The sequence below is a fragment of the Streptomyces sp. NPDC002520 genome (assembly GCF_053595235.1).
Window position 1 is genome coordinate 59459 of sequence record NZ_JBSFXG010000002.1, and the last position, 20151, is coordinate 79609.

20 protein-coding genes are annotated in these 20151 nt (G+C 72.7%); 6 read left to right on the forward strand and 14 right to left on the reverse strand.

Annotated features, from left to right (window positions below; translation table 11 throughout):
* Window positions 1-259: 259 nt before the first annotated feature.
* The 8 genes from ACWD5D_RS03355 to ACWD5D_RS03390 all read right to left on the reverse strand — a co-directional run bounded on the left by ACWD5D_RS03355 (window position 260) and on the right by ACWD5D_RS03390 (window position 9041).
* Window positions 260-1243 (reverse strand): N-acetylglucosamine kinase, encoded by a 984-nt coding sequence (locus ACWD5D_RS03355; protein ID WP_451371088.1) that lies wholly within the window; start codon window positions 1241-1243, stop codon window positions 260-262.
* The gene (locus ACWD5D_RS03360; protein WP_451371089.1) at window positions 1234-2499 is read right to left on the reverse strand and encodes a 6-phospho-beta-glucosidase; all 1266 of its coding nucleotides are present in this window, start codon (window positions 2497-2499) and stop codon (window positions 1234-1236) included. The genes ACWD5D_RS03355 and ACWD5D_RS03360 overlap by 10 nt, the downstream gene beginning before the upstream one ends.
* Window positions 2500-2505: 6 nt before the next feature.
* On the reverse strand, window positions 2506-3399 hold the full coding sequence (locus ACWD5D_RS03365) for a carbohydrate ABC transporter permease (RefSeq protein WP_451371090.1): 894 nt from the start codon (window positions 3397-3399) through the stop codon (window positions 2506-2508).
* Window positions 3400-3401: 2 nt separating this feature from the next.
* Window positions 3402-4343, reverse strand: a complete 942-nt coding sequence (locus ACWD5D_RS03370; RefSeq protein ID WP_451371091.1) for a carbohydrate ABC transporter permease — start codon at window positions 4341-4343, stop codon at window positions 3402-3404.
* A 3-nt stretch (window positions 4344-4346) separates the two neighbouring features.
* Window positions 4347-5690 carry an ABC transporter substrate-binding protein gene (locus ACWD5D_RS03375; protein WP_451371092.1) on the reverse strand — a complete coding sequence of 448 codons (1344 nt, stop codon included), beginning with the start codon at window positions 5688-5690 and terminating at the stop codon, window positions 4347-4349.
* 64 nt (window positions 5691-5754) lie between these two features.
* Complete coding sequence (locus tag ACWD5D_RS03380; protein ID WP_451371093.1) at window positions 5755-6966, reverse strand: ROK family transcriptional regulator; 1212 nt, start codon at window positions 6964-6966, stop codon at window positions 5755-5757.
* A 209-nt stretch (window positions 6967-7175) separates the two neighbouring features.
* On the reverse strand, window positions 7176-7796 hold the full coding sequence (locus ACWD5D_RS03385) for a Uma2 family endonuclease (RefSeq protein ID WP_451371094.1): 621 nt from the start codon (window positions 7794-7796) through the stop codon (window positions 7176-7178).
* A 147-nt stretch (window positions 7797-7943) separates the two neighbouring features.
* The gene (locus ACWD5D_RS03390) at window positions 7944-9041 is read right to left on the reverse strand and encodes a mechanosensitive ion channel family protein (protein ID WP_451371095.1); all 1098 of its coding nucleotides are present in this window, start codon (window positions 9039-9041) and stop codon (window positions 7944-7946) included.
* Between the two features lie 305 nt (window positions 9042-9346).
* Between ACWD5D_RS03390 and ACWD5D_RS03395 the strand changes: the two genes are divergently transcribed.
* Window positions 9347-9883 (forward strand): HNH endonuclease, encoded by a 537-nt coding sequence (locus ACWD5D_RS03395; protein WP_393879216.1) that lies wholly within the window; start codon window positions 9347-9349, stop codon window positions 9881-9883.
* A gap of 110 nt (window positions 9884-9993) precedes the next feature.
* Here the strand turns inward: ACWD5D_RS03395 and ACWD5D_RS03400 are convergent, their stop codons facing one another.
* From ACWD5D_RS03400 to ACWD5D_RS03420, 5 genes are all read right to left on the reverse strand, one after another.
* Window positions 9994-10596: a hypothetical protein gene (locus ACWD5D_RS03400; protein WP_451371096.1), complete on the reverse strand. Its 603-nt coding sequence runs from the start codon at window positions 10594-10596 to the stop codon at window positions 9994-9996.
* A complete protein-coding gene (locus ACWD5D_RS03405; protein ID WP_451371097.1) occupies window positions 10593-11921 on the reverse strand; it encodes a hypothetical protein in 1329 nt (442 codons plus the stop codon). The genes ACWD5D_RS03400 and ACWD5D_RS03405 overlap by 4 nt, the downstream gene beginning before the upstream one ends.
* A complete protein-coding gene (locus ACWD5D_RS03410) occupies window positions 11918-12679 on the reverse strand; it encodes an ABC transporter ATP-binding protein (protein WP_451371561.1) in 762 nt (253 codons plus the stop codon). Before ACWD5D_RS03410 ends, ACWD5D_RS03405 begins: the two co-directional genes overlap by 4 nt.
* 156 nt (window positions 12680-12835) lie before the next feature.
* On the reverse strand, window positions 12836-13816 hold the full coding sequence (locus tag ACWD5D_RS03415; RefSeq protein ID WP_451371562.1) for a zf-HC2 domain-containing protein: 981 nt from the start codon (window positions 13814-13816) through the stop codon (window positions 12836-12838).
* Between the two features lie 8 nt (window positions 13817-13824).
* Entirely contained in the window at window positions 13825-14430 is a 606-nt protein-coding gene (locus ACWD5D_RS03420; protein ID WP_451371098.1) for an RNA polymerase sigma factor, read from the reverse strand.
* Window positions 14431-14589: 159 nt separating this feature from the next.
* Here ACWD5D_RS03420 and ACWD5D_RS03425 point away from each other — a divergent pair, with 159 nt between their 5' ends.
* The 3 genes from ACWD5D_RS03425 (at window position 14590) to ACWD5D_RS03435 (ending at window position 17327) form a co-directional block, all read left to right on the forward strand.
* Window positions 14590-14835, forward strand: coding sequence for a hypothetical protein (locus ACWD5D_RS03425; protein ID WP_451371099.1), 246 nt, complete (start codon window positions 14590-14592; stop codon window positions 14833-14835).
* Window positions 14836-16983, forward strand: a complete 2148-nt coding sequence (gene malQ, locus ACWD5D_RS03430) for a 4-alpha-glucanotransferase (RefSeq protein ID WP_451371100.1) — start codon at window positions 14836-14838, stop codon at window positions 16981-16983.
* 77 nt (window positions 16984-17060) lie between these two features.
* Window positions 17061-17327: a hypothetical protein gene (locus tag ACWD5D_RS03435; RefSeq protein ID WP_451371101.1), complete on the forward strand. Its 267-nt coding sequence runs from the start codon at window positions 17061-17063 to the stop codon at window positions 17325-17327.
* A gap of 252 nt (window positions 17328-17579) precedes the next feature.
* Here ACWD5D_RS03435 and ACWD5D_RS03440 read toward each other — a convergent pair whose 3' ends face one another.
* On the reverse strand, window positions 17580-18077 hold the full coding sequence (locus ACWD5D_RS03440) for a MarR family winged helix-turn-helix transcriptional regulator (protein WP_451371102.1): 498 nt from the start codon (window positions 18075-18077) through the stop codon (window positions 17580-17582).
* A gap of 117 nt (window positions 18078-18194) precedes the next feature.
* On the opposite strand from ACWD5D_RS03440, the gene ACWD5D_RS03445 reads away from it, so the two are divergent.
* Both ACWD5D_RS03445 and ACWD5D_RS03450 read left to right on the forward strand, forming a co-directional pair.
* Window positions 18195-19148 carry an EamA family transporter gene (locus tag ACWD5D_RS03445; RefSeq protein ID WP_451371103.1) on the forward strand — a complete coding sequence of 318 codons (954 nt, stop codon included), beginning with the start codon at window positions 18195-18197 and terminating at the stop codon, window positions 19146-19148.
* Between the two features lie 33 nt (window positions 19149-19181).
* Window positions 19182-20117, forward strand: a complete 936-nt coding sequence (locus ACWD5D_RS03450) for a DMT family transporter (protein WP_451371104.1) — start codon at window positions 19182-19184, stop codon at window positions 20115-20117.
* The last annotated feature ends 34 nt before the right edge of the window (window positions 20118-20151 follow it).

The following is a 20151-nucleotide window of genomic DNA, read 5'->3' on the forward strand; positions in this document are numbered from 1 at the left end:
CCGCCACCGGCGGCGCCACGCTGCTCTTCGGCGGGTGTGTCACCTGACCTCCCCCATGGTCATCCGTCGACCTCCCCCGTGGTCACCAGTTCGCCGCACAGTATCGCCGCCCGCACCCGCATCCGCACCAGCCTTCACTGGATCTTGATCAGGCCGTCTGCGGACCACCGCGTTCCGAAGGCGCCTTCTGCCCATGAACACGCCTGGCGAAGCATGCCGGTTCCTGCGGCGACCGCCACCCGGGGGAGGCCGGGGTCGCTCATCCCTCCCAGTGGGCCCGTGCCCGCTCCTGGGCCGCTGGGACCGCTCCCAGGTGGTCCAGGCCCAGCAGGGCCGCGCCGAGGACGGGGCCGGCGGTGACGATGCGGACGTCGGCCTTGGGGGCGCGGGTGGTGAGGAGGTCGCGGATGCCGGTGTCGAGTCGGGGGTGGCCGGCGGTCAGGACGCTGCCGCCGAGGAGGACCGGGGTGTGTTCGGACAGCAGGTCGAGGCGGGTGAGGGCGACCGTGGCCATCGTGGCCACCTCCTCGGCGAGGCGGTCCACGATCGAGCGGGCGACCGCGTCTCCCCGCGCGGCCGTCTCGAAGAGGACGGGGGTCAGTTCGTAGCGGCGGGCGTGGTCGACGTGGCCGAGGTGGAGGGCCTCGATCAGGGCGTACATGGAGGGGAGGGCGAAGTGGCCGGGGAGGGTGCGGGCGAGGTCCGTCGGGCCGCCCCGGCCGTCCTCCGCACGCGCCGCGTACCACAGCGCCTCCTCGGCCAGGCCCCAACCGCCGCCCCAGTCACCGGAGATGCGGCCGAGCGCGGGGAAGCGGGCGGTACGGCCGTCGGGGCGCATGCCGACGCAGTTGATGCCCGCGCCGCACACCACGGCGACCCCCCGGGGCTCGGCGACGCCCGCCCGCAGGATCGCGAAGGTGTCGTTGCGGACGTCCACCGAGGCGCCCCACGCGCGCGCGTGCAGCGCGGCCGCCAACTGCTCCTCCTCCACGGGCAGATCGGCGTTGGCCAGACAGGCGGAGACGTGGGAGACGGCGGGCAGGCACGCGTCCGCGAGGGCTCTGCCGACCGGGTCGGCCAGCGCGTCCATCGCGGCCTCCACGCCCACCGCGGGCGGGCGGAAGCCGCCGCCGCGGGCCGTGGCCAGGACCTCGCCCTCGGCGGTGACCACCGCCACGTCGGTCTTGCTGTTGCCCGCGTCTATGGCGAGGACACTCCCGGACACAGGTGAGGTCAGGCCCACGCGAGATGCTCCCGGTTGTGCGCGATCAGTCGGTCGGTGAGGGTGTCGGCGTAGGCGTACTGGCCGATCAGGGGGTGGGCGAGCAGCGCCTTGAAGACGCGGTCCCGGCCGCCGCGCAGCGCCGCCTCCAGGGCCAGGTCCTCGTACGCGGTCACGTTCGCCACCAGGCCCGCGTACAGCGGGTCCAGCTCGGGCACCGGCAGCGGCACGGCACCGGTGTGGCCGACCGCCGCCTGCACCTCGATCACCGCGTCGTCGGGCAGGAAGGGCAGCGTGCCCTTGTTGAGCGTGTTCACCACCTGGTACGGGCTGCCGGACCCGCCCAGCAGGGCCGCCGCCAGGTCCACGGCCGCCTCCGAGTAGAAGGCGCCGCCCCGCTTGGCGAGCAGCGCCGGCTTCTCGTCCAGGGCCGGGTCGCCGTACATCGTCAGCAGTTCGCGCTCCATGGCCGCGACCTCCGCCGCCCGGGACGGCTTGGTGCGCAGCTCTCGTACGACCTCGTCGTGGGCGTAGAAGTAGCGCAGGTAGTAGGAGGGGACGACGCCCAGCCGGTCCAGGAGGGCGCGGGGCAGGCGCAGGTCGTCGGCGATGGCGTCACCGTGCTCGGCCAGAAGTTTGGGCAGCACGTTGGCTCCCTCGGGGCCGCCGAGGCGCACCCCCGTCTCCCAGGTGAGGTGGTTCAGGCCCACGTGGTCCAGGTGGACGTCCCTGGGGTCGGTGCCCAGCAGCGCGGCGAACTTGCGCTGGAGGCCGATCGCCACGTTGCACAGGCCGACCGCCCGGTGGCCCGCCTGGAGCAGGGCGCGGGTGACGATGCCGACCGGGTTGGTGAAGTCGATGATCCAGGCCCGGGGGTTCGTGCGGCGGACCCGCTCGGCGATGTCCAGGACGACCGGGACCGTGCGCAGGGCCTTGGCGAGGCCGCCGGCGCCGGTCGTCTCCTGGCCGATGCAGCCGCACTCCAGCGGCCAGGTCTCGTCCTGCTCACGGGCCGCCTGGCCGCCGACGCGCAGCTGGAGCAGGACGGCGTCGGCGCCGTCCACGCCCGCGTCCAGGTCGGAGGTCGTGACGATCCGGCCGGGGTGCTGCTGTCTGGCGAAGATCCGGCGGGCCAGGCCGCCCACCAGTTCCAGGCGCTCGGCGGCCGGGTCCACGAGCACGAGTTCCTCGACGGGCAGGGTGTCCCGCAGGCGTGCGAAGCCGTCGATGAGTTCGGGGGTGTAGGTCGAGCCTCCGCCGACCACGGTGAGTTTCATACGTGGTTAACCCTTCACTCCGGTGAGCGTGACACCCTCGACGAACGCCTTCTGGGCGAAGAAGAACACGAGGATCACGGGGGCCATGACCAGCACGGTCGCGGCCATGGTCAGGTTCCAGTCGGTGTGGTGGGCGCCCTTGAAGGACTCCAGGCCGTAGGAGAGGGTCCAGGCGCCGGGGTTCTCGGACGCGTAGATCTGCGGCCCGAAGTAGTCGTTCCAGGCGTAGAAGAACTGGAAGAGGGCGACGGCGGCGATGCCCGGCTTCGCCATCGGCAGGACGACCCGCAGCAGGGTGCGCAGGTCGCCGCAGCCGTCCACCTTCGCCGCGTCGACGTACTCGTTCGGGATCGTCATCAGGAACTGGCGCAGCAGGAAGATGGAGAACGCGTCGCCGAACGCCATCGGGATCATCAGCGGCCACAGCGTGCCCGACAGGTCCAGCTGCTTCGCCCAGAACAGGTACATCGGGATGACGACCACCTGCGGCGGCAGCATCATCATCGAGATCACCAGCATGAGCGACAGATTGCGGCCCCGGAAGCGGAACTTGGCCAGCGCGTACGCCACCGGGACCGACGACACCACGGTCAGCACGGTGCCGAGGCCGGCGTAGATCAGGGTGTTCTTCCACCAGGTCAGGAAGCCGGGTGTGTCGAAGACCTTCCGGTAGTTGCCCCATTCCCAGGTGTGCGGGATCAGGTCCCGGCTGAGTGCCTGGGTGTCGCTCATCAGCGAGGTCAGGAACACGAACACGAAGGGGAGCGTGAAGAAGAGGGCCGCGGCGACGCCGAGGGAGTGCACGGCGATCCACTCGAGCAGCGCCCGGCGCCGGGCCGTGCGTTCCGCCCCGGAGATCGGCGGCGCGAGCCGCACCGGCTTGTCCAGTGTCTGGGTCATGGTCAGTCACCTGCCTGGATCAGGCCGCCCCGGCGCCGCATCAGCAGCGCGGTGAACGCCATCGACAGGGCGAACAGCACGAGTGCCACCACACAGGCCGAGCCGTAGTCGAAGCGCTGGAAGCCGAGGTTGTAGACGAGCTGGGGGAGGGTGAGCGTGGACTTGTCCGGGTAGCCGGGCTCGAACTGGGTGCCGGCGCCCTGGATCACACCCGAGGCGACTTTCCCGGCGATGAGCGGCTGCGTGTAGTACTGCATGGTCTGGATCACCCCGGTGACCACGGCGAACATCACGATCGGCGAGATGTTCGGCAGGGTCACGTACCGGAAGCGCTGCCAGGCCGACGCCCCGTCCAGCTCGGCGGCCTCGTACTGCTCCGTCGGTACGTCGAGGAGCGCGGCCATGAAGATGACCATCAGGTCGCCGATGCCCCACAGCGCCAGCAGGGTCAGCGCCGGCTTGGACCAGGTCGGGTCGTTGAACCAGCCCGGCGCCGGGATGCCGACCTTCTCCAGGATCGAGTTGACCGGTCCCGTACCGGGGTTGAGGAGGAAGGCGAAGGACATGGTCGCCGCCACCGGCGGGGCCAGGTACGGCAGGTAGAAGAGGGTGCGGAAGACACCCGTACCCGTCTTGATCCTGGTGATGAGCAGGCCGACGCCGAGCCCGAAGACGACCCGCAGGGTCACCATCACCAGGACCAGCCACAGGGTGTTGCGCAGGGCGGGCCAGAAGAGCGGGTAGTGGGTGAAGACGTACGTCCAGTTCTTCCCGCCGCTCCACGTCGGCGCCTGGAAGCCGTCGTAGTGCATGAACGAGAAGTAGACCGTCGAGATCAGCGGATACGCGAAGAAGACCGCGAAGCCGATCAGCCAGGGCGACATGAAGGCGGCCGTACGAAGCGCCGCGCGGCGGCGCTTCGAGGCGAGCGTGATCGTGCTCATGGGCTACTTCGCCTGCGCGATGTCCGTGTCGATCTGCGCGGCCGTCTTCTTCAGACCCGCCTTCAGATCGGTGGCCTTGCCGCTCTCGTAGGCGTAGCCGAACTCCTGGATCGTCACCAGGTACACACCGCCGTTGATCGAGGCGGGCGTCGTGGTGGAGTTCGGGTTCGCGGCGATGTCCAGGAACGTCTTGAAGCGCGGGTCGTACTTCAGCTTCGGGGACTTCAGCGCGGCCAGTGTGGAGGGCACGTTGTGGATGTCGTTGGCGAAGCCGACCACGGCGTCCGTGTCCGTGGTCATGTACTTCACCAGCTCCCAGGCCGCGTTCTGCTTGTGGCTGGTGGCGGCGATGCCCGCGATGGTGCCGGTGATGTAGCCCTTGCCGTACTGGTCGGCCTGGTCGTCCGGGACGGGCAGCGGAGCCACGCCGATGTCGAACGTCGGCTTGGCGTCGACCGCCATCCCGAGCCGCCACTCGCCGTCGAGCTGCATGGCGACCTGGCCGGTGTGGAAGGGGTGCTTGGGGCCCCACTCGTCGCCGAGCGTGGCGCGGAACTTCTCCAGCTTCTGGAATCCGCCGAGTCCGTCGACGAGGTCCTTCTGGAGGGTGAAGCCCTTCTCGAACGCCGGGTCCTTCGCCAGCGAGGACTTGCCGTCCTTGTCGAAGTACGTCGGCGAGAACTGCCCGAAGTAGTGCTCGGTGGTGGTCTCCCAGCCGTGGTAGTCCGGCATGAAGCCGAGCTGCTCGTAGCCGTCGCCCTGGGGGATCGTGAGCTTCTTGGCGTCGGCCTGGAACTCCGACCAGGTCTTCGGCGGGTTCTTGATCCCGGCCTTCGCGAACGCCGTCTTGTTGTAGTAGAGCCCGTACGCGTCGCCCAGCAGCGGCACCGTGCAGCGGTTGCCGTCGAACTGGGTGTACTCGTTCATCGGCTTCGGGAAGGTGGTGGCGGGGTCGATGCCCGACTTCTTGAAGAAGGGATTGAGGTCGACCAGTGCGCCCGAGGAGCAGAACTTGCCCACGTTGTTGGTGGTGAACGAGGAGATCACGTCCGGGGCCTTGCCGCCGCCGGAGCGCAGGGCCTGGTTGATCTTGTCGTCGGTCATGTTGCCGATGACGTTCACATGGATGTTGGGGTGCGCCTTCTCGAAGCCGGCGACCAGCGAGTTGACGGCCTTCACCTCGTTCGGCGCGCTCCAGGCGTGCCAGAAGTTGATCGTCGTGTCCTTCGAGGCGTCGTCGGTGGCGCTGGAGCCGGACTGGCCGGTGCAGGCGGTGGTGAGCAGCGCCAGCGAGGCGGTGAGGGCGAAGGCCGTCTTCCGGACGACAGAGGGTACGACTTCGGGCATGGCGAGGTCTCCCTGGGACGGGGTGGGTGAGGAGGGGGCAGTGCGGAGGCGGGGACTGCGGTACTCAGCGCGAGGTGTCGAAGACCTCGTCGCGGGTGGTCGCGAGCGCGGACTCCAGTGCGCCGCGCAGCACGGGGTGTTCACGGACGTCGCCGACGACGAGCCGGGGGCGGGCCGCCGCCAGCTCCTCCAGCTCGGCCTGGACGAGGCCGCGCAGCACCTCGCCGCCTGCGGTCAGGGCGGAGCCGCTGAGGACGACGAGTTCGGGGTCGAGGACGGAGACGAGCGAGGCGAGACCGGTGGCGAGCCGGGTCGCGTAGGTCTGGAGCAGCTTGCGGTGGGGGCCGCCCGCGTGGTCGGCGGCCCGGGCGACGAGTTCGGCGGCGACCTCGGTGTAGGGCCCCGACGGTACGTCCTCGATGCCGAGTTCGCGGGCCAGCTTCGGCACCGCCTGGGAGCCGGCCAGCTCCTGGTAGCCACCGCTGTTGGCGCGGGTCACCTGGCGCACCAGGGGCGTGCCCGGCACCGGCAGGAAGCCGACCTCGCCGGCGCCGCCGGTCCAGCCGCGGTGCAGCCGGCCGCCGAGGACCAGGGCGGCGCCGAGGCCCTCCTGGTTCCACAGCAGCACGAAGTCCGCGTGGCCGCGGGCCGCGCCGAGCCGCTGTTCGGCGAGGGCGACGAGGTTGACGTCGTTCTCGTACTCCACCGGCATCGGCAGGGCGGCGGCGAGTTCGTCCAGCAGGGCGGGGGAGTGCCAGCCGGGCAGGTGGGAGGCGTAGCGCAGCCGCCCGGTGTTGGGGTCGAAGGCGCCCGGGGTGCCGATGACCAGCCGGTGCACGTCGGACCGGGCAAGACCGGCGGCCTTCACGGCACCGTCGAGCGCCCGCGTCACCTGCTCGACGACGGGGTGCTCGGGCACCCGCCCGGGGGTGGGAAGTTCGTACTCGCCGACCGTGCGCCCCGTGATGTCGGCGACGGCGGCGCGAATCCGGTGCGGGTTGACGTCGACCCCGGCGGCGTGGGCGGCGCCCGGATGGACCGCGTACAGCTGGGCGTTGGGGCCCGGCCGGCCCTCGCTGGTACCGGTGACCCGGACCAGTCCGGCCGCCTCCAGCCGGGCCAGCAGCTGGGAGGCGGTGGGCTTGGACAGTCCGGTGAGCTTGCCGATGCGGGTGCGGGACAGCGGCCCGTGCTCCAGCAGGAGGTCGAGGGCGGCGCGGTCGTTCATGGCGCGCAGGACGCGCGGGGTGCCCGGCGTACCGGCGGTTCCTGCCATGGGGTGCGACACCTGCCTTTCCGACTGCCCAGCTTTCCAGTGCTCTGTCCATGACGTCCAGCCTTGATCACCGGTCGCACGGAAGATCACTGTTAGGAAACTTTCCTATTGGCGTGGGAGGAACGTAAGCCCAGGACGAAGGGGGCGTCAATAGACAACGCCCCCGAGGCAACAGAGTCGTTACCTAGGGGGCGGGATGGTCTGGGGGCTCAGTTGCCGAGGAAGGGGGTGGTGTCGAGGGTGGGGTACGGCGCCGGGAGGGGGAGGGGGTCGCCGAGGGCGACTTTGGTGTCGGTCTTGTAGTAGGCATCGGTGGGGTCGTCACCGGGGAGGACGGGATCGGTGTAGCAATGGGCTGTCTTCGTATCGCGGTTGATCAGGACGTAGACGGGGATGCCGACGGCGGCATACGTGGCCGGCTTGGGGCCGGTGTCAACCGCGTGATTGGTCGACGTGACCTCGCCGACCAGAGTGACCATGTCGATGGGATACCAGCCCTTGTGGGCTTTCCGGTAGGCCTCGTCGAGGTCCGTCGGTGGGCGGTGCAGGACGTAGAAGTCCGGGATGACGAGAGCCATGGTGCTGCCGTCTTCGTATGAGCCCCGGTAGCCGTTGCCCATACCCGCCAGGCCGAGCCCTGCCGTGAAGAACTGGACGGTGAGTTTGAAGGCGCCGTCGTTGTGCTCGTGGTTCGGTTGCGGCGGCACGATGACCGTCCCCTCGACGTACTCGGGCCGAATCGGCGCCACGGACGCCTCCTCGAACGCGATCAACAGATCGATGGGGTCCTGCTCCGTCATGATCTTCTCCATGATCGGTTCGGCGCTCATCCCTGGTTCTCCTCGTCACGCTGATGCCAGGCTAAGCCCGCGTCGGGTGCCCCGGCAGAACGATGGGGCACCCCGTGCGCGCCCGGCGCCGGGATGCCCCACCTGTTCACTCGAACGAGTGTGCTGAACCGTTCCGCTCGCCCGGCGTCACTTCCTCGGCTGGCGCTGCGTGACGACTGGGGATGCCGACAGGGACTGCGGCGAGGTGTCGTTGGAGAAGGCCGACGGAGGTGCGACCGAGGCCGACGGGTCCGGGGTCTCCTCCTCGTCCGCCGGGGCCGGCAGGCCGCCCACGATCCGGATGCCCGCGGCGTCGAAGGCCTGCTTGACGCGCCAGCGCAGCTCGCGCTCGACGCCCACCGACTTGCCGGGCATGGTCCTGGCGGAGAGCCGGATCACCATGGAGTCGATCAGCACGCTGTCCAGGCCGAGCACCTCGACCGGACCCCACAGCCGCTCGCTCCAGGGCTCCTCCTTGCCCATCTGCTCGCCGACCTCCGCGAGCGCCGTCTTCAGCCGGTCCAGGTTCTCGCTCGGCCGCACGGTCACGTCGACCGCCGCGGTCGCCCAGCCCTGGGAGAGGTTGCCGATCCGCTTGACCTCGCCGTTGCGGACGTACCAGATCTCGCCGTTGTCGCCGCGCAGCTTGGTCACGCGCAGACCGACCTCGATGACCTCACCGGTGGCCACGCCCGCGTCGACCGTGTCGCCGACGCCGTACTGGTCCTCCAGGATCATGAACACGCCGGAGAGGAAGTCGGTGACCAGGTTCCGGGCGCCGAAACCGATCGCGACACCGGCGACACCGGCGGAGGCCAGCAGCGGCGCCAGGTTGATCTTGAAGGTGGACAGCACCATCAGCGCGGCCGTGCCGAGGATCAGGAAGCTCGTCATCGACCGCAGGACCGAGCCGATCGCCTCCGAGCGCTGCCGGCGCCGCTCCGTGTTGACGAGCAGACCGCCCAGCGAGGTCTGGTCGACCGCCTGCGCGGTGCGGTTCATCCGCGCGATCAGCTTGGTGATCGCCCGCAGCACCACCGCTCTCAGCGCGACCGCGATCACCACGATCAGCACGATCTGCAGAGCCATCGCGAGCCAGGTGGACAGGTTCTGCTGCACCCAGCTCGCCGCGTTCGTCGCGTTCTCCTGTGCGTCGCGAAGCGTCGGCACAACCGGTGTCGTCGAATCCGAGGGGGACGGGGACGGTGACGCGCCGGCGGCCAGCAGGACGGCGGGCAAGGACACGGCAGATACCTCCATGGTGCTGCGCGGTCCGGTCCGGTGAGGCGGGCAAGATCACGAAAAGGACACCGGACAGACCGAACCAACACACTATCGGTGGATTGTGTGTGCCCGCGCCGACCCGTAATGGACAGAGTCGGCCCACCTGGGCTTGAGCAGGCCGCGATCCGGGGGACACATCAGGTGTGGTCGAAAACACTCCCAGCCCGTTACCGGGACATGGTGGCGCGTTCACCAGGCATGAGGGGAGACTGACTGCAGATCGTCCCGGCGCGAGCCACGCGCCGCCGACGCCCAAGGAGGCACCCGTGCCGCATGTCCTGGTCCTCAACGCGTCGTACGAGCCGCTCGGCGTCGTACCGCTCCGCCGCGCGCTCGTCCTCGTCCTGGAGAACAAGGCCGTCTCCCTCGAGGAATCCGGCGCCTATATGCACAGCGCAACCGTCACAGTCCCCGCACCCAGCGTGGTCCGGCTCAAGCGATTCGTACGGGTTCCCTACCGGGGGCCCGTTCCTCTCACCCGCAGGGCGCTGTTCGCCCGCGACGGGGGCCGGTGCATGTACTGCGGTGGCGTCGCAACCAGCGTCGACCACGTCATCCCGCGCAGCCGCGGGGGCAAACACGTGTGGGACAACGTGGTGGCGTCCTGCCGCCGCTGCAACCACGTGAAGGCCGACCGCCACCTCGTCGAGATCGGCTGGCGGCTGCGCCACAAACCCGCCCCGCCCACCGGTCTGGCCTGGCGCATCATCGGGACCGGACACAGGGACCCGCGCTGGCTGCCCTACTTGCAGCCGTACGGCGCGGACGACGCTCTGGCCCGGATCGACGGCATCTCCGCATAGCCGATCCGGGCCTGTTGTGTGTCCGGGGGAGGCCGTGACCGGCACGGCCGTCACCTGAGCGGGAGAGGGTGACGGCCGTGAGCGCGGGCGGGTGCCGGACGGACCGACGGTCAGGCGCGGGGACCTTCGGGGCGCGCCCCGCGTACGGCGTACAGCGCGGCGCCCACAGTGAACGCGGCCAGCGCCGCCGCCCAGGCGCCCGGTTGCGCGCCCGGCTGCATCGGCCACGCCCACACCGCCACCGCGCGCCCGTGCGCCCCCGAGGAGCCCAGGTACACGGCCGTCACGTAGCCGAACGCGGGCAGCCAGCTCAGCCGCGCCCCGAGCAGGACGGCCGCGCCCGCCGTGACCCCCGTGCAGCCGAGCGTGTTGCGGATCACCGCCGGCGGCCCGAAGGTCTCCGGGTGCCCGAGCACCGCCAGCGGCAGCAGCACCGCCGCGAGGGCGGTCAGCACGGCCAGCTGCACCAGCCTGCGGGGCCACCAGGGCCGTACGGCCGTCCGGTCCAGTTCGTCCGAGGCCGAGTACAGGCTCGTACCGATCACGGCCGCCGCCAGCAGCGGCGCCAGGGCGACGATCGGCACCCGGCGGTCGGGGTCGAGATACGTGTCCAGACGGGCGGCGGCCCACACGGCGAAGGCGGTGGTGCCGAGGAGCGCGGCCAGGGTGAGGGGCAGGGCCCGGGAGCGGGCGTAGAGGAGGGGGCCGGTCACAGGGTCGGCACCTCGTTCAGGCCGGCGCAGGTGCCCGCCGCCGCGAAGTACGCCGAGAGCCAGTCGCGGCGCTCCTCGTCGCCCATCGCGGCGAGACGGGCGCGGGCCGCGCGCCGCTTCTCGAACTCCGCGCGCTGGGCCGGGGTGCCCCGGGCGTACAGCCGGTCGAAGTGCTCCTCGGCGGGACTGGGGGCAAGGTAGTGCTCCACGGCGTCGTCGGTCAGGTACACCCGCGAGCGCATCTCGCCGTCGCACTCGCCGTGGCCGCTCAGCGCGGCCACCGACTGCCACGCGAACCCCTCGGGATCGGTGAGCCGCCCCCGTACGAGGGACCAGCCCATCGGCGTGAGGTTCGGCAACTCGGCCTCGCCGCGCCTCGGAGCCCCCCGGCGGTCCTCCCACCGCACGGGCAGATTCCGTACCCCTTCCAGCTTCCCGGTGACACCCGCCAGCGCCTTGGACACCTGCGGCAGCAGCCCCGCGTACCGGGCGTTGACGCAGACCGCCGGAGTGACGGTGGTGTCGCACACCTGGCGGCGGGCGAGCGGGTCGGTGTGCCACAGGCCGTCGCCGGTCTGGACGAGCAGCGCGCCCGCGGCCGTCGCGGCGGCCAGCGGAAGCAGGGCACCGGCCCGGCGCCGGGCCGCGTACGCCAGCACCGCGGCCGCCGCCAGACCCGCCGTCCACACCGCCATCGCCACCGGCTGCCACCACAGGGGGACCGAGCCGTCCACGACCGGGAACGCCGGGTCGAGGTGACGGCCGGGGCCCTCCCGGCTCATCGTCACGACGCCGAGCCCCACGTACCCGGCCATCGCCAGCAGCGGGGCCGCGAGCCGCGACGGCACCGCGCGCCCCACCACGTGCCCCACGAGCACGGCCGACGCCGAGGCCACCACGTCCCCGGGCACCAGCGCGAGGTGCGGCCGGTCGCCGAGGGCGTACGGCCAGGTGGCGAGCAGGGCCAGGCCCACGGCGAGCAGCTGGCCGACGGCCACCCAGACGGCGACGGGCAGGGCCGAGGCCAGGAACCGGGCGAGCGGCGGACGTACCGCCGTCGTCAGCAGTTCCCCGGTACGGCGCCGGCGCTCCCGCCCGCCCTGCCAGCAGCCCGCGGCGGCCGCCAGGGGTACGACGAGCAGCTGGGCGTTGTGCAGTTCGGCCGCCGTCTCCGCCCAGCCGCCCTGCCAGCGCGCCGAGGAGGCGGCCAGCAGCACGCCGAGCGTCAGGACGACGGCGGCCCCGGCCCAGGGGGCGAAACCGCGGACGGTCTCCGCGCGCAGGGGATGCCCGGTGACCGTCCGGACGGGCGAGAGAACCGTCATCGTGCCGCCCCCGCCCCCGCCGCCGCGGTCCGGTGCGCCCGCAGCGCCGCCGTGTAGCCGCGCTCGATCGGATGGTCGCCGGGGCCGTCCGAGCTCTCACCGAGAGCGGTGAGCATGTTCGGGGTGCCCTGGTAGGCGATCCGGCCCGCGTCGACGAGGGTGACATCCGTGCAGGCGGCGGCCACGTCCTCGACCAGGTGCGTGGAGACGATCACTGCGGCGGAGGTGCCCAGTTCGCGCAGCAGCGCACGGAATTCGACGCGCTGCTCGGGGTCCAGCCCGGCGGTGGGTTCGTCGAACAGCAGCACGCTCGGCTCGTTGACGATGGCCTGGGCGATGCCGACCCGGCGGACCATGCCACCGGACAGCGTCCGGATCTTCGCGTCGACGCGGTCCGCGAGGCCGACCCGGGCCACCGCGTGTTCCACCGCCGCCGGGACGCGGTCGGCGGGCAGCTCCTTCAGCCACGCCACGTACGCCACGAACTCGCGCACCGTGAAGCCCGGGTAGTAGCCGAACTCCTGCGGCAGGTAGCCCAGTCGGCGACGGATCTCGGCCCGCTCACGGTGGTCCGCGCTGTCCCGCCCGAGGATCTCCACCCGCCCGCCGGACGGCCGGGCCACCGTGGCCAGCACCCGGATCAGCGAGGTCTTCCCGGCCCCGTTCGGCCCGAGCAGCCCGTGCACACCGGTACCGAGCTCCAGGTCGAGGGAGTCGAGGGCGATCGTCTTTCGGTGCCGGACCCGCAGGCCGGTCACACGGAGGGAACTCAAGGGGTCTCCAGCAGGGAACTCAAGGGATCTCCGAAGGGAGTCCGGGAAGGGATGAAGCCGAGCGGGATGTGAGGGTGCGTCGCAGGGAGCGGGGGAGCGGGGGAGCGGGGGAGCCGGGGAGCGAGGGAGCGACGGCGCGGCTCAGCCGCGGAGCAGGCGGTCGTAGGCCGGGCGGCGGGCCGCCAGCAGTACGGCGCCCAGGACGGCCGCGGCCGCCCAGACGCCCTGCGCACCGGCTCCGTCGAGGCAGCGGGAGAGCTGCTCGGCGAGCCGTGCGCCGGCCTCGCCGCCCGGCGCGGCGGGCATCGGCGCGAGGACGGCGCACAGCCAGCCCCCCGCCGTGACGCCGGCCGCCGTCCGGCAGCCGACGAAGGAGGCCAGGGCCAGCGAGCCCAGCGTCAGCGCCAGCCCGGGCAGTAGCCAGGCCGCGGCCGCCGGGGCCCCCGAGGCGGGCAGCAGCACTCCGGCGAGGGTCAGCAGCGGCAGGCTCACGCCGAGGACGGTCGCCGTCCGGATCAGCGCCAGCCGCAGCCCGCCGCCCGGGGTGGCCGCGGCGACCTCGTACAGCGGGTCGGCGTGCGGCCCGTAGGACAGCGCCACCCCCGCGACGGGCACGACCGGCGCGACGGCCAGCAGCAGCGCCCGCGCACCGGCGAACCCGCCCCCGTGACCCAGGACCACGGCACCCACCGCCACCACGAGCACGGCGGGCAGCCACGCCCCGCGCACGGCGGGCCCGGAAGCCCACAGAAGCCGGCCGAGCCGGCCGAGCCGGCCGAGCCGACCGAGTGCCGGGCCACGGAGGACGGCACGAGGACGCCCCGGCACGGACGCCCCCGCGGACACCGACTCCCGCAGCACCGCCTCCCGCAGCACCGCCTCCCGCAGCACCGCCTCCCGTACCTCCGCCAGCACCGCGCCCGCCGCCGTCCCCCGTACGGCGGCGGACACCCGGGCCGCGCAGCTCGCGCAGAGTTCCAGATGTCTGTCCAGGGACCACGCGTCCGGTTCCGGGAGGGAGCCGTCGGCGTAGCGGGTGGCGAGGTCGTCGGTGGCGTGCCAGGCCTGTGCGTCGCCGTTCCTCTTGCTGTTCCTCTTGCTGTTCCTCTTGCCGTTCGTCATGGCGTTCGTCATGCCGGGCCTCCCGCCGGGGTCGGGTTCAACTGGGCGAGAGCCGAGCGCAGTTCGGCGCGGGCACGTCGGGCGCGGGACTTGACCGTGCCCTCGGGTATGCCGAGCAGCCGGGCCGCCTCACGCGTGCTCAGCCCGTCGACGACGGTCGCGCGCAGCACCTCGCGCAGCTCGGGGGAGATCCGGTCGAGGGCGGTGCCGACGTCGCCGTACTCGAGACCGGCCAGCACCCGGTCCTCGGCGGAGGGCGCGGCGCCGGTGTCGTACCGGCCGGCCGGCTCCGCCTCCAGCGGCGGGCCCGCCACCCGCGCGGCCCGCTCCTGTGCCCGCCGCGCGTCGACCAGCCGGCGCGCCGCGATCGTCCACAGCCAGCCGCCGGCCTCCTGCCCGCGATGCCCGGCCGCCGACCGCCACACGGTCACGAAGGTGTCCTGCAGTACCTCCCGTACGACCTCCGGATCGGCACAGCGCCGCGTCAGCCGCGCGTGCAGCCACCCCGCGTGCCGGTCGTACAGGTCGGCCAGCGCCGCCGGATCCCCCGCCGCGACGGCCCGCAGCAGCGCCGCGTCCCCGTCCCCGTCGTCCGTCTCCCGGTGGCCCCCCATGGGGCGGAACAGTCTCACACCCTGTCTATCGAACGGCCGCCCGGCGCCGGATCACGGCGCGTGTGCATCCGTGCTCCGCCGGTCCCGGGAGTGTCGCCGCCCTCATGGGGTAGGCCTGCGGTAATCCATTCAGAAGCACTACTCGACAAGGAGGCCCCCGTGGCCGCACCGGCTCAGCTCTCCGTCCCGGCCCAGTGGAAACCCGTGGCGGCACTGTCCGCCGAGACCGACGAGGGTCCTCTGTGCGCGTTCAGCGCGGAGAGCGCCTACGCGCAGGCGCCGCTGACCAGCGAACCGCCGCTGCCCGACGCCGAACCCCTGACCAGTGAGCCGCCGCTCGCCGACGCCGCCCCGCTGACCAGCGAGTCCGACCCGGTACCCGGCTTCTTCGGCCCGGGGCTGTAGATGGCCGCGGCGCACGACGCCGAGGAGCTGTCCCGGCTCGCCGAGCTGCACGGAGTCGCCACCTCCTACAGCCCGTCCCCGGACCGCACGGTCGCGGTCCCTGCCTCCGCCGTGGTCGCCGCCCTGACCGCCCTCGGCGTCGACGCGGGCACCCCCGACGCCGTACACGCCGCACTCGCCGAGCGGGAACGCGAACTGCGCGAGCGGCTGCTGCCGCCCACCGTGGTCCGCTGGACCGGCCCGGACGACGGCGTCACCGGCCCACCCGCCCGCGACACCCGCCTCGACCCCCTCGCCGCCCTGCCGCCCGGCACCCGCCTGCGCGTCGAGACCGAGCAGGGGGAGGTACGGGACCGGGCCGAGGACCTGCCCGCCGGTGTCCACCGGGTGAGCGCCACCGCCCCCGACGGCCGCACCGGGCACGCCCACCTCATCGTCGCCCCGGACCGGCTGCCCGCCCCCGCCACCCGCTCCTACGGCCTCCTCGTCCAGCTGTACTCGCTGCTCTCCCGCCGCTCCTGGGGCATGGGCGACCTCGGCGACCTCGCCGAACTGGCCGGCTGGGCCGGACGCACCGCCGGGGCCGGGTTCGTGCAGGTCAACCCGTTGCACGCGGCCGTACCGGGCGCCCCGACCGACCCGTCGCCGTACCGGCCCTCCTCGCGCCGCTTCCCCGACCCGGTGCACCTGCGGATCGAGGACGTCCCCGAGTTCGCGTACGTCGCCGACCGGGACCGCGTCCGCGTCCTGCTGGAGCGCGCCGAGCGGCTGCGCGCCGACGTCCTCGACAAGGGCGCCCTCATCGACCGGGACGCCGTGTGGGAGCTGAAGCGGGACGCCCTGGAACTGGTCGTCCAGGTTCCGCTCGGGCCGGGCCGCCAGGCCGCCTACGACGCCTTCCGCGCCGCCGAGGGGCAGGCCCTGGAGGACCACGCCACCTGGTACGCCCTCGCCGAGACCCACGGCTCCGACTGGTACGGCTGGCCCGAGGCGCTGCGCGACCCGCGCTCCGCGGAGACCGCCCGCGCGCGCTCCGCGCTGGCGGACCGCGTCGACTTCCACACCCGCCTCGCCTGGCTCACCGACGGCCAGCTCCGCGCCGCCCAGCGCGCCGCCCGGGAGGCCGGGATGCCCGTCGGGATCGTGCACGACCTCGCCGTCGGCGTACATCCGGGCGGCGCGGACGCCTGGGCGCAGCAGGACCACTTCGCCGCCGGCATGTCGGTCGGTGCCCCGCCCGACGCCTTCAACGCCCGCGGCCAGGACTGGGGGCTGCCGCCCTGGCGCCCCGACCGCCTCGCCGCCTCCGGCCACGCCCCCTACCGCCACCTCCTGCGCGCCCTCTTCCGCTACGCCGGCGCCCTGCGCATCGACCACGTCATGGGCCTGTTCAGGCTCTGGTGGGTCCCCCAGGGCAGCCCGCCCACCGAAGGCACCTACGTCCGTTACGACGCCGACGCCATGCTCGCCCTCCTCGCCCTGGAGGCCTCCCGCGCCGGGACCGTGGTGATCGGCGAGGACCTGGGCACGGTGGAGCCCGGGGTGCGTGAGACGCTGCACCGGCACGGGGTGCTCGGCACCTCCGTGCTGTGGTTCGAACGGGACTGGGAGGGCGACGGCCACCCGCTGCCGCCCGAGCGCTGGCGCGCCGACTGCCTGGCCACCGCCACCACCCACGACCTGCCGCCCACCGCCGCCCGCCTCACCGGCGAACACGTCGACCTGCGCGACCGCCTCGGCCTGCTCACCCGCTCCGCCGCCGTGGAGCGCGCGGAGGCCACCGCCGACACGGCGGAGTGGCTCGCCCTGCTGGGCAGCCTCGGCCTGCTCGACGACCCCGCGGCCACCGGCTCCGGTCCCGCCGCGGGCCTCTCGCCGTCCCCCGGCTCCGGCTCCGAGGAGGAGGCGGAGATCCAGGCCGTCCACCGCTTCCTGCTGCGCACCCCGGCCCGCCTGATCGGCGTCTGGCTCCCCGACGGCATCGGCGACCGCCGCCCGCAGAACCTCCCCGGCACCTGGGACCAGTACCCGAACTGGCGGCTGCCGGTCGCCGACGCGGACGGCAGGCCGGTGAGCCTGGAGGAACTGACCGCTTCGCCCAGGATGCGGGCATTGCTGGATGTTCTCCGGCGCGGTCAGGGGGCGTGAGCCGTCGCGAAAGGCGGAGAAGGCTTGTACGGGACCCCGGACGCGCGCCCTTCCGGGTGATTCGCTAACTTGAGACCGTGGACAAGAAGAACGCCCTGCGCGCCGGCGCCCTGGCCGCCGGTACGACGCTGATGATGCTGCTCATGTCGTCCCCTGCCCTCGCGCTGACCCGCGACGACGGCGACGACCCCGGCCATGGTCTGAGCGCCATCGAGACCGTGGGTCTGTACGTGGTGGCCCCGGTGGTGCTGTTCCTGGTGATCGCCGGCCTGGTCATGGTCCTGGACCGGTCCAAGATCCGGGTCACGAAGGGCGCCGCGTCCAAGGCCGGCGCGAAGGCCTGACCGACCCGGTCCGGACCGACACTCCTGTCCGGTCGGATCGTCGATCCTGACCGGACCCCTGATCGTTTTGCCGAGGGCGCCTGTCCTCCCCTCAGTACGCGCGCGACGCCGCCGTACGCCGGGTGAGGACGGCGCCTCGGTGTTTTCCCGGCCGGCTCCGGCGACCCGTCCGCGATCGAGGCGGCCCTGTCCCGGCATCTCGGCCGCCGGGACCGAGGCGCAGTCACTCCGTGAACCGGCTTTCGCCCACGGCTACTTGATCGCCGTGCGCAGCAGTTCCCGCAACAGGCCGGCCAGTTGGCCGGCCTGTTCGTCGTCGAGGCCGGACAGGGCGTCCCGCTGTTCCGCGAGGCCGGCGCCGACGGCCTCGTCGGTCAGCCGCAGCCCCTCCTCGGTGAGGGTCACGCGCAGGGCGCGCCGGTCGTGCGGGTCGGGGGAGCGGCGCAGCAGCCCGGCCCGCTCCAGCTTGTCGAGGCGGCCGGTCATCCCGCCGGTGGTGAGCATGAGGGTCGAGGACAGTTCGCGGGGCGAGAGGGTGTACGGCTCGCCGGAGCGGCGCAGGGTGGCCAGGACGTCGAACTCGCCCCGGGAGATGCCGTAGGGCTCGTAGGCCTTCTCCACGCGGTCGCCCATCGCGCGCGACAGCCGGTAGATCCGGCCGAAGACCTCCATCGCCCGGGTGTCGAGGTCGGGCCGTACCTGCGCCCACTGGTCGATGATCGCGTCGACGGGGTCCGTGTGCTGCTGCATGCGCAGAGTATCCGCCCGGGTCAGGTCGTCCGCAAGAAAGTGGCTTGACGTTAAGTAGCTTAGTAGTAAGCTTGTTTCCTGCTCGCCTGTTCGGCTTCTTCCGGAAGGGTGCCTCTCATGGCCACCAGTCGCGCCGCCCGCCCCGCCCTGATCGCCGTCACCGCCCTGGCCCCCGCCTCCTGGGGCACCACCTACTTCGTCACCACCGAGTTCCTGCCGCCGGACCGGCCGTTGTTCACCGGCCTGATGCGGGCCCTGCCGGCCGGGCTGCTGCTGCTCGCCCTGTCTCGCACGCTGCCGCGCGGCGCCTGGTGGGGGAAGGCGGCCGTGCTGGGCGCGCTGAACATCGGCGCGTTCTTCCCGCTGCTGTTCCTGTCCGCGTACCGGCTGCCGGGCGGCATGGCGGCGGTCGTCGGCTCGGTGGGCCCGCTGTTCGTGGTCGGGCTCTCGGCGGTGCTGCTCGGACAGCGGGCCACCGTCCGCTCGGTGCTCACCGGGATCGCGGCCGCGTTCGGTGTCAGCCTCGTGGTGCTGAAGGCCGCCGGGGCTCTGGACCCGATCGGCGTGCTGGCGGCCCTCGCCTCCACCGCGTCGATGTCCACCGGCACGGTCCTCACCAAGAAGTGGGGCCGGCCCGAGGGGGTCGGCCCGCTCGCCCTGACCGGCTGGCAACTGACCGCGGGCGGCCTGCTCATCGCCCCGCTCGCCCTGCTCGTCGAGGGGGCCCCGCCCGCCCTGGACGCCCCGGCGATCGGCGGCTACCTCTACCTCGCGCTGGGCAACACGGCGGTGTCGTACTGGCTCTGGTTCCGTGGCATCGGCCGCCTGACCGCCACCCAGGTCACCTTCCTCGGCCCGCTCTCCCCGCTGACCGCCGCCGTCGTCGGCTGGGCGGCCCTCGGCCAGGCGCTCACCCCGGTCCAGCTGGCGGGCATGGCGCTGGCGTTCGGCGCGACGATCGCCGGACAGCTGGGAGGCAGGTCCGGGAAGGCCTCGCAATCGTTCAGTTCCGCTGAAAAGAAGGTCCAGGAGGTTTCGATGGACGTGACAGGTCCGGCGCTGCGACGGTAGTTCCACGCCGATCGCCCAGCAGAAAGGACCTTCGTGGCCCTGGCCCACCGGAAGACCCTCGCCACCCTCACCACCACCCTCACCCGTACGAGCCCGAGGACGGCCTCCGTCCTCGGGCTCACCTGTGCCGCGCTCGCCACGGTCGTCTGGTCCGGCAGCTTCGTGACGTCGCGCGCGCTGCACGACAGCGTCCCGCCCGTCCAGCACGCCTTCTGGCGCTGGGTGATCGCCCTCCTCGCCGTCGCCCCCTTCGGTGCCCGGCAGGCGTGGCGGCAGCGGGCGCGCTTCCGTCGGCACGGCCGCTACGTCCTCCTGGCCTCGCTGTCCGGCGTGGCCGTCTACAACACCCTCGTCAACCAGGCCGGGTTGACCACCCCGGCCGCCAGCATGGGCATGATCATGGCCGCCTCGCCGGTGCTCATGGCCGCGTTCGAGCGGCTGGGCGGGGTACGGCTCGGCGCGCGGCGGACCGCCGGACTGCTGACGGCCTGCGCGGGCGTCGTGCTGCTCATGGGCGGCGGGGCGGGCTTCGGCGCGGGCGACCTGTGGATGATCGCCGCGTCCTGCTCCTTCGCCGGCTACAGCGCCCTGCTCCGCCGCCGTCCCGCCGAACTCGGCGGCGCCGCCTTCCTGTTCACGACCTTCCTGCTCGGCATCGTCATGCTGCTGCCCCTCCAGGCGGTCAGCCTCGCCGTCCAGGGCGGTTTCCGGCCGACGCCCGGCACCCTCCTGCCGCTGCTGTACGTCGGCGTGGTCTCCTCGGCGGTCGCCTTCTTCGCCTGGAACAAGGCCATCGCGCTGATCGGCGCCACCCGCGCGGGGATCGTCTACTACCTCCAGCCCGTGTGCGTGGCCCTGCTGTCCCGGGTGCTGCTCGGCGAGGCCACCGGACCTCGCCAACTCCTGTGCATGGCCCTCATCCTGGGCGGCGTCATGCTGGGTGCGGGATCCCGGGGATCCCGCGAATGACGGGACGGCCGTACCGCAGGCCGGGCGGGGCGGC

Excerpts from the sequence above, each read along its gene's own strand:
- ACWD5D_RS03360 (WP_451371089.1), bottom strand. The coding sequence starts at position 2,499 with ATGAAACTCACCGTGGTCGGCGGAGGCTCGACCTACACCCCCGAACTC.
- ACWD5D_RS03365 (WP_451371090.1), bottom strand. The coding sequence starts at position 3,399 with ATGACCCAGACACTGGACAAGCCGGTGCGGCTCGCGCCGCCGATCTCC.
- ACWD5D_RS03370 (WP_451371091.1), bottom strand. The coding sequence starts at position 4,343 with ATGAGCACGATCACGCTCGCCTCGAAGCGCCGCCGCGCGGCGCTTCGT.
- ACWD5D_RS03375 (WP_451371092.1), bottom strand. The coding sequence starts at position 5,690 with ATGCCCGAAGTCGTACCCTCTGTCGTCCGGAAGACGGCCTTCGCCCTC.
- ACWD5D_RS03380 (WP_451371093.1), bottom strand. The coding sequence starts at position 6,966 with ATGGCAGGAACCGCCGGTACGCCGGGCACCCCGCGCGTCCTGCGCGCC.
- ACWD5D_RS03385 (WP_451371094.1), bottom strand. The coding sequence starts at position 7,796 with ATGAGCGCCGAACCGATCATGGAGAAGATCATGACGGAGCAGGACCCC.
- ACWD5D_RS03405 (WP_451371097.1), bottom strand. The coding sequence starts at position 11,921 with ATGACGGTTCTCTCGCCCGTCCGGACGGTCACCGGGCATCCCCTGCGC.
- ACWD5D_RS03415 (WP_451371562.1), bottom strand. The coding sequence starts at position 13,816 with ATGACGAACGGCAAGAGGAACAGCAAGAGGAACAGCAAGAGGAACGGC.
- ACWD5D_RS03420 (WP_451371098.1), bottom strand. The coding sequence starts at position 14,430 with ATGGGGGGCCACCGGGAGACGGACGACGGGGACGGGGACGCGGCGCTG.
- malQ (WP_451371100.1), top strand. The coding sequence starts at position 14,836 with ATGGCCGCGGCGCACGACGCCGAGGAGCTGTCCCGGCTCGCCGAGCTG.
- ACWD5D_RS03440 (WP_451371102.1), bottom strand. The coding sequence starts at position 18,077 with ATGCAGCAGCACACGGACCCCGTCGACGCGATCATCGACCAGTGGGCG.
- ACWD5D_RS03445 (WP_451371103.1), top strand. The coding sequence starts at position 18,195 with ATGGCCACCAGTCGCGCCGCCCGCCCCGCCCTGATCGCCGTCACCGCC.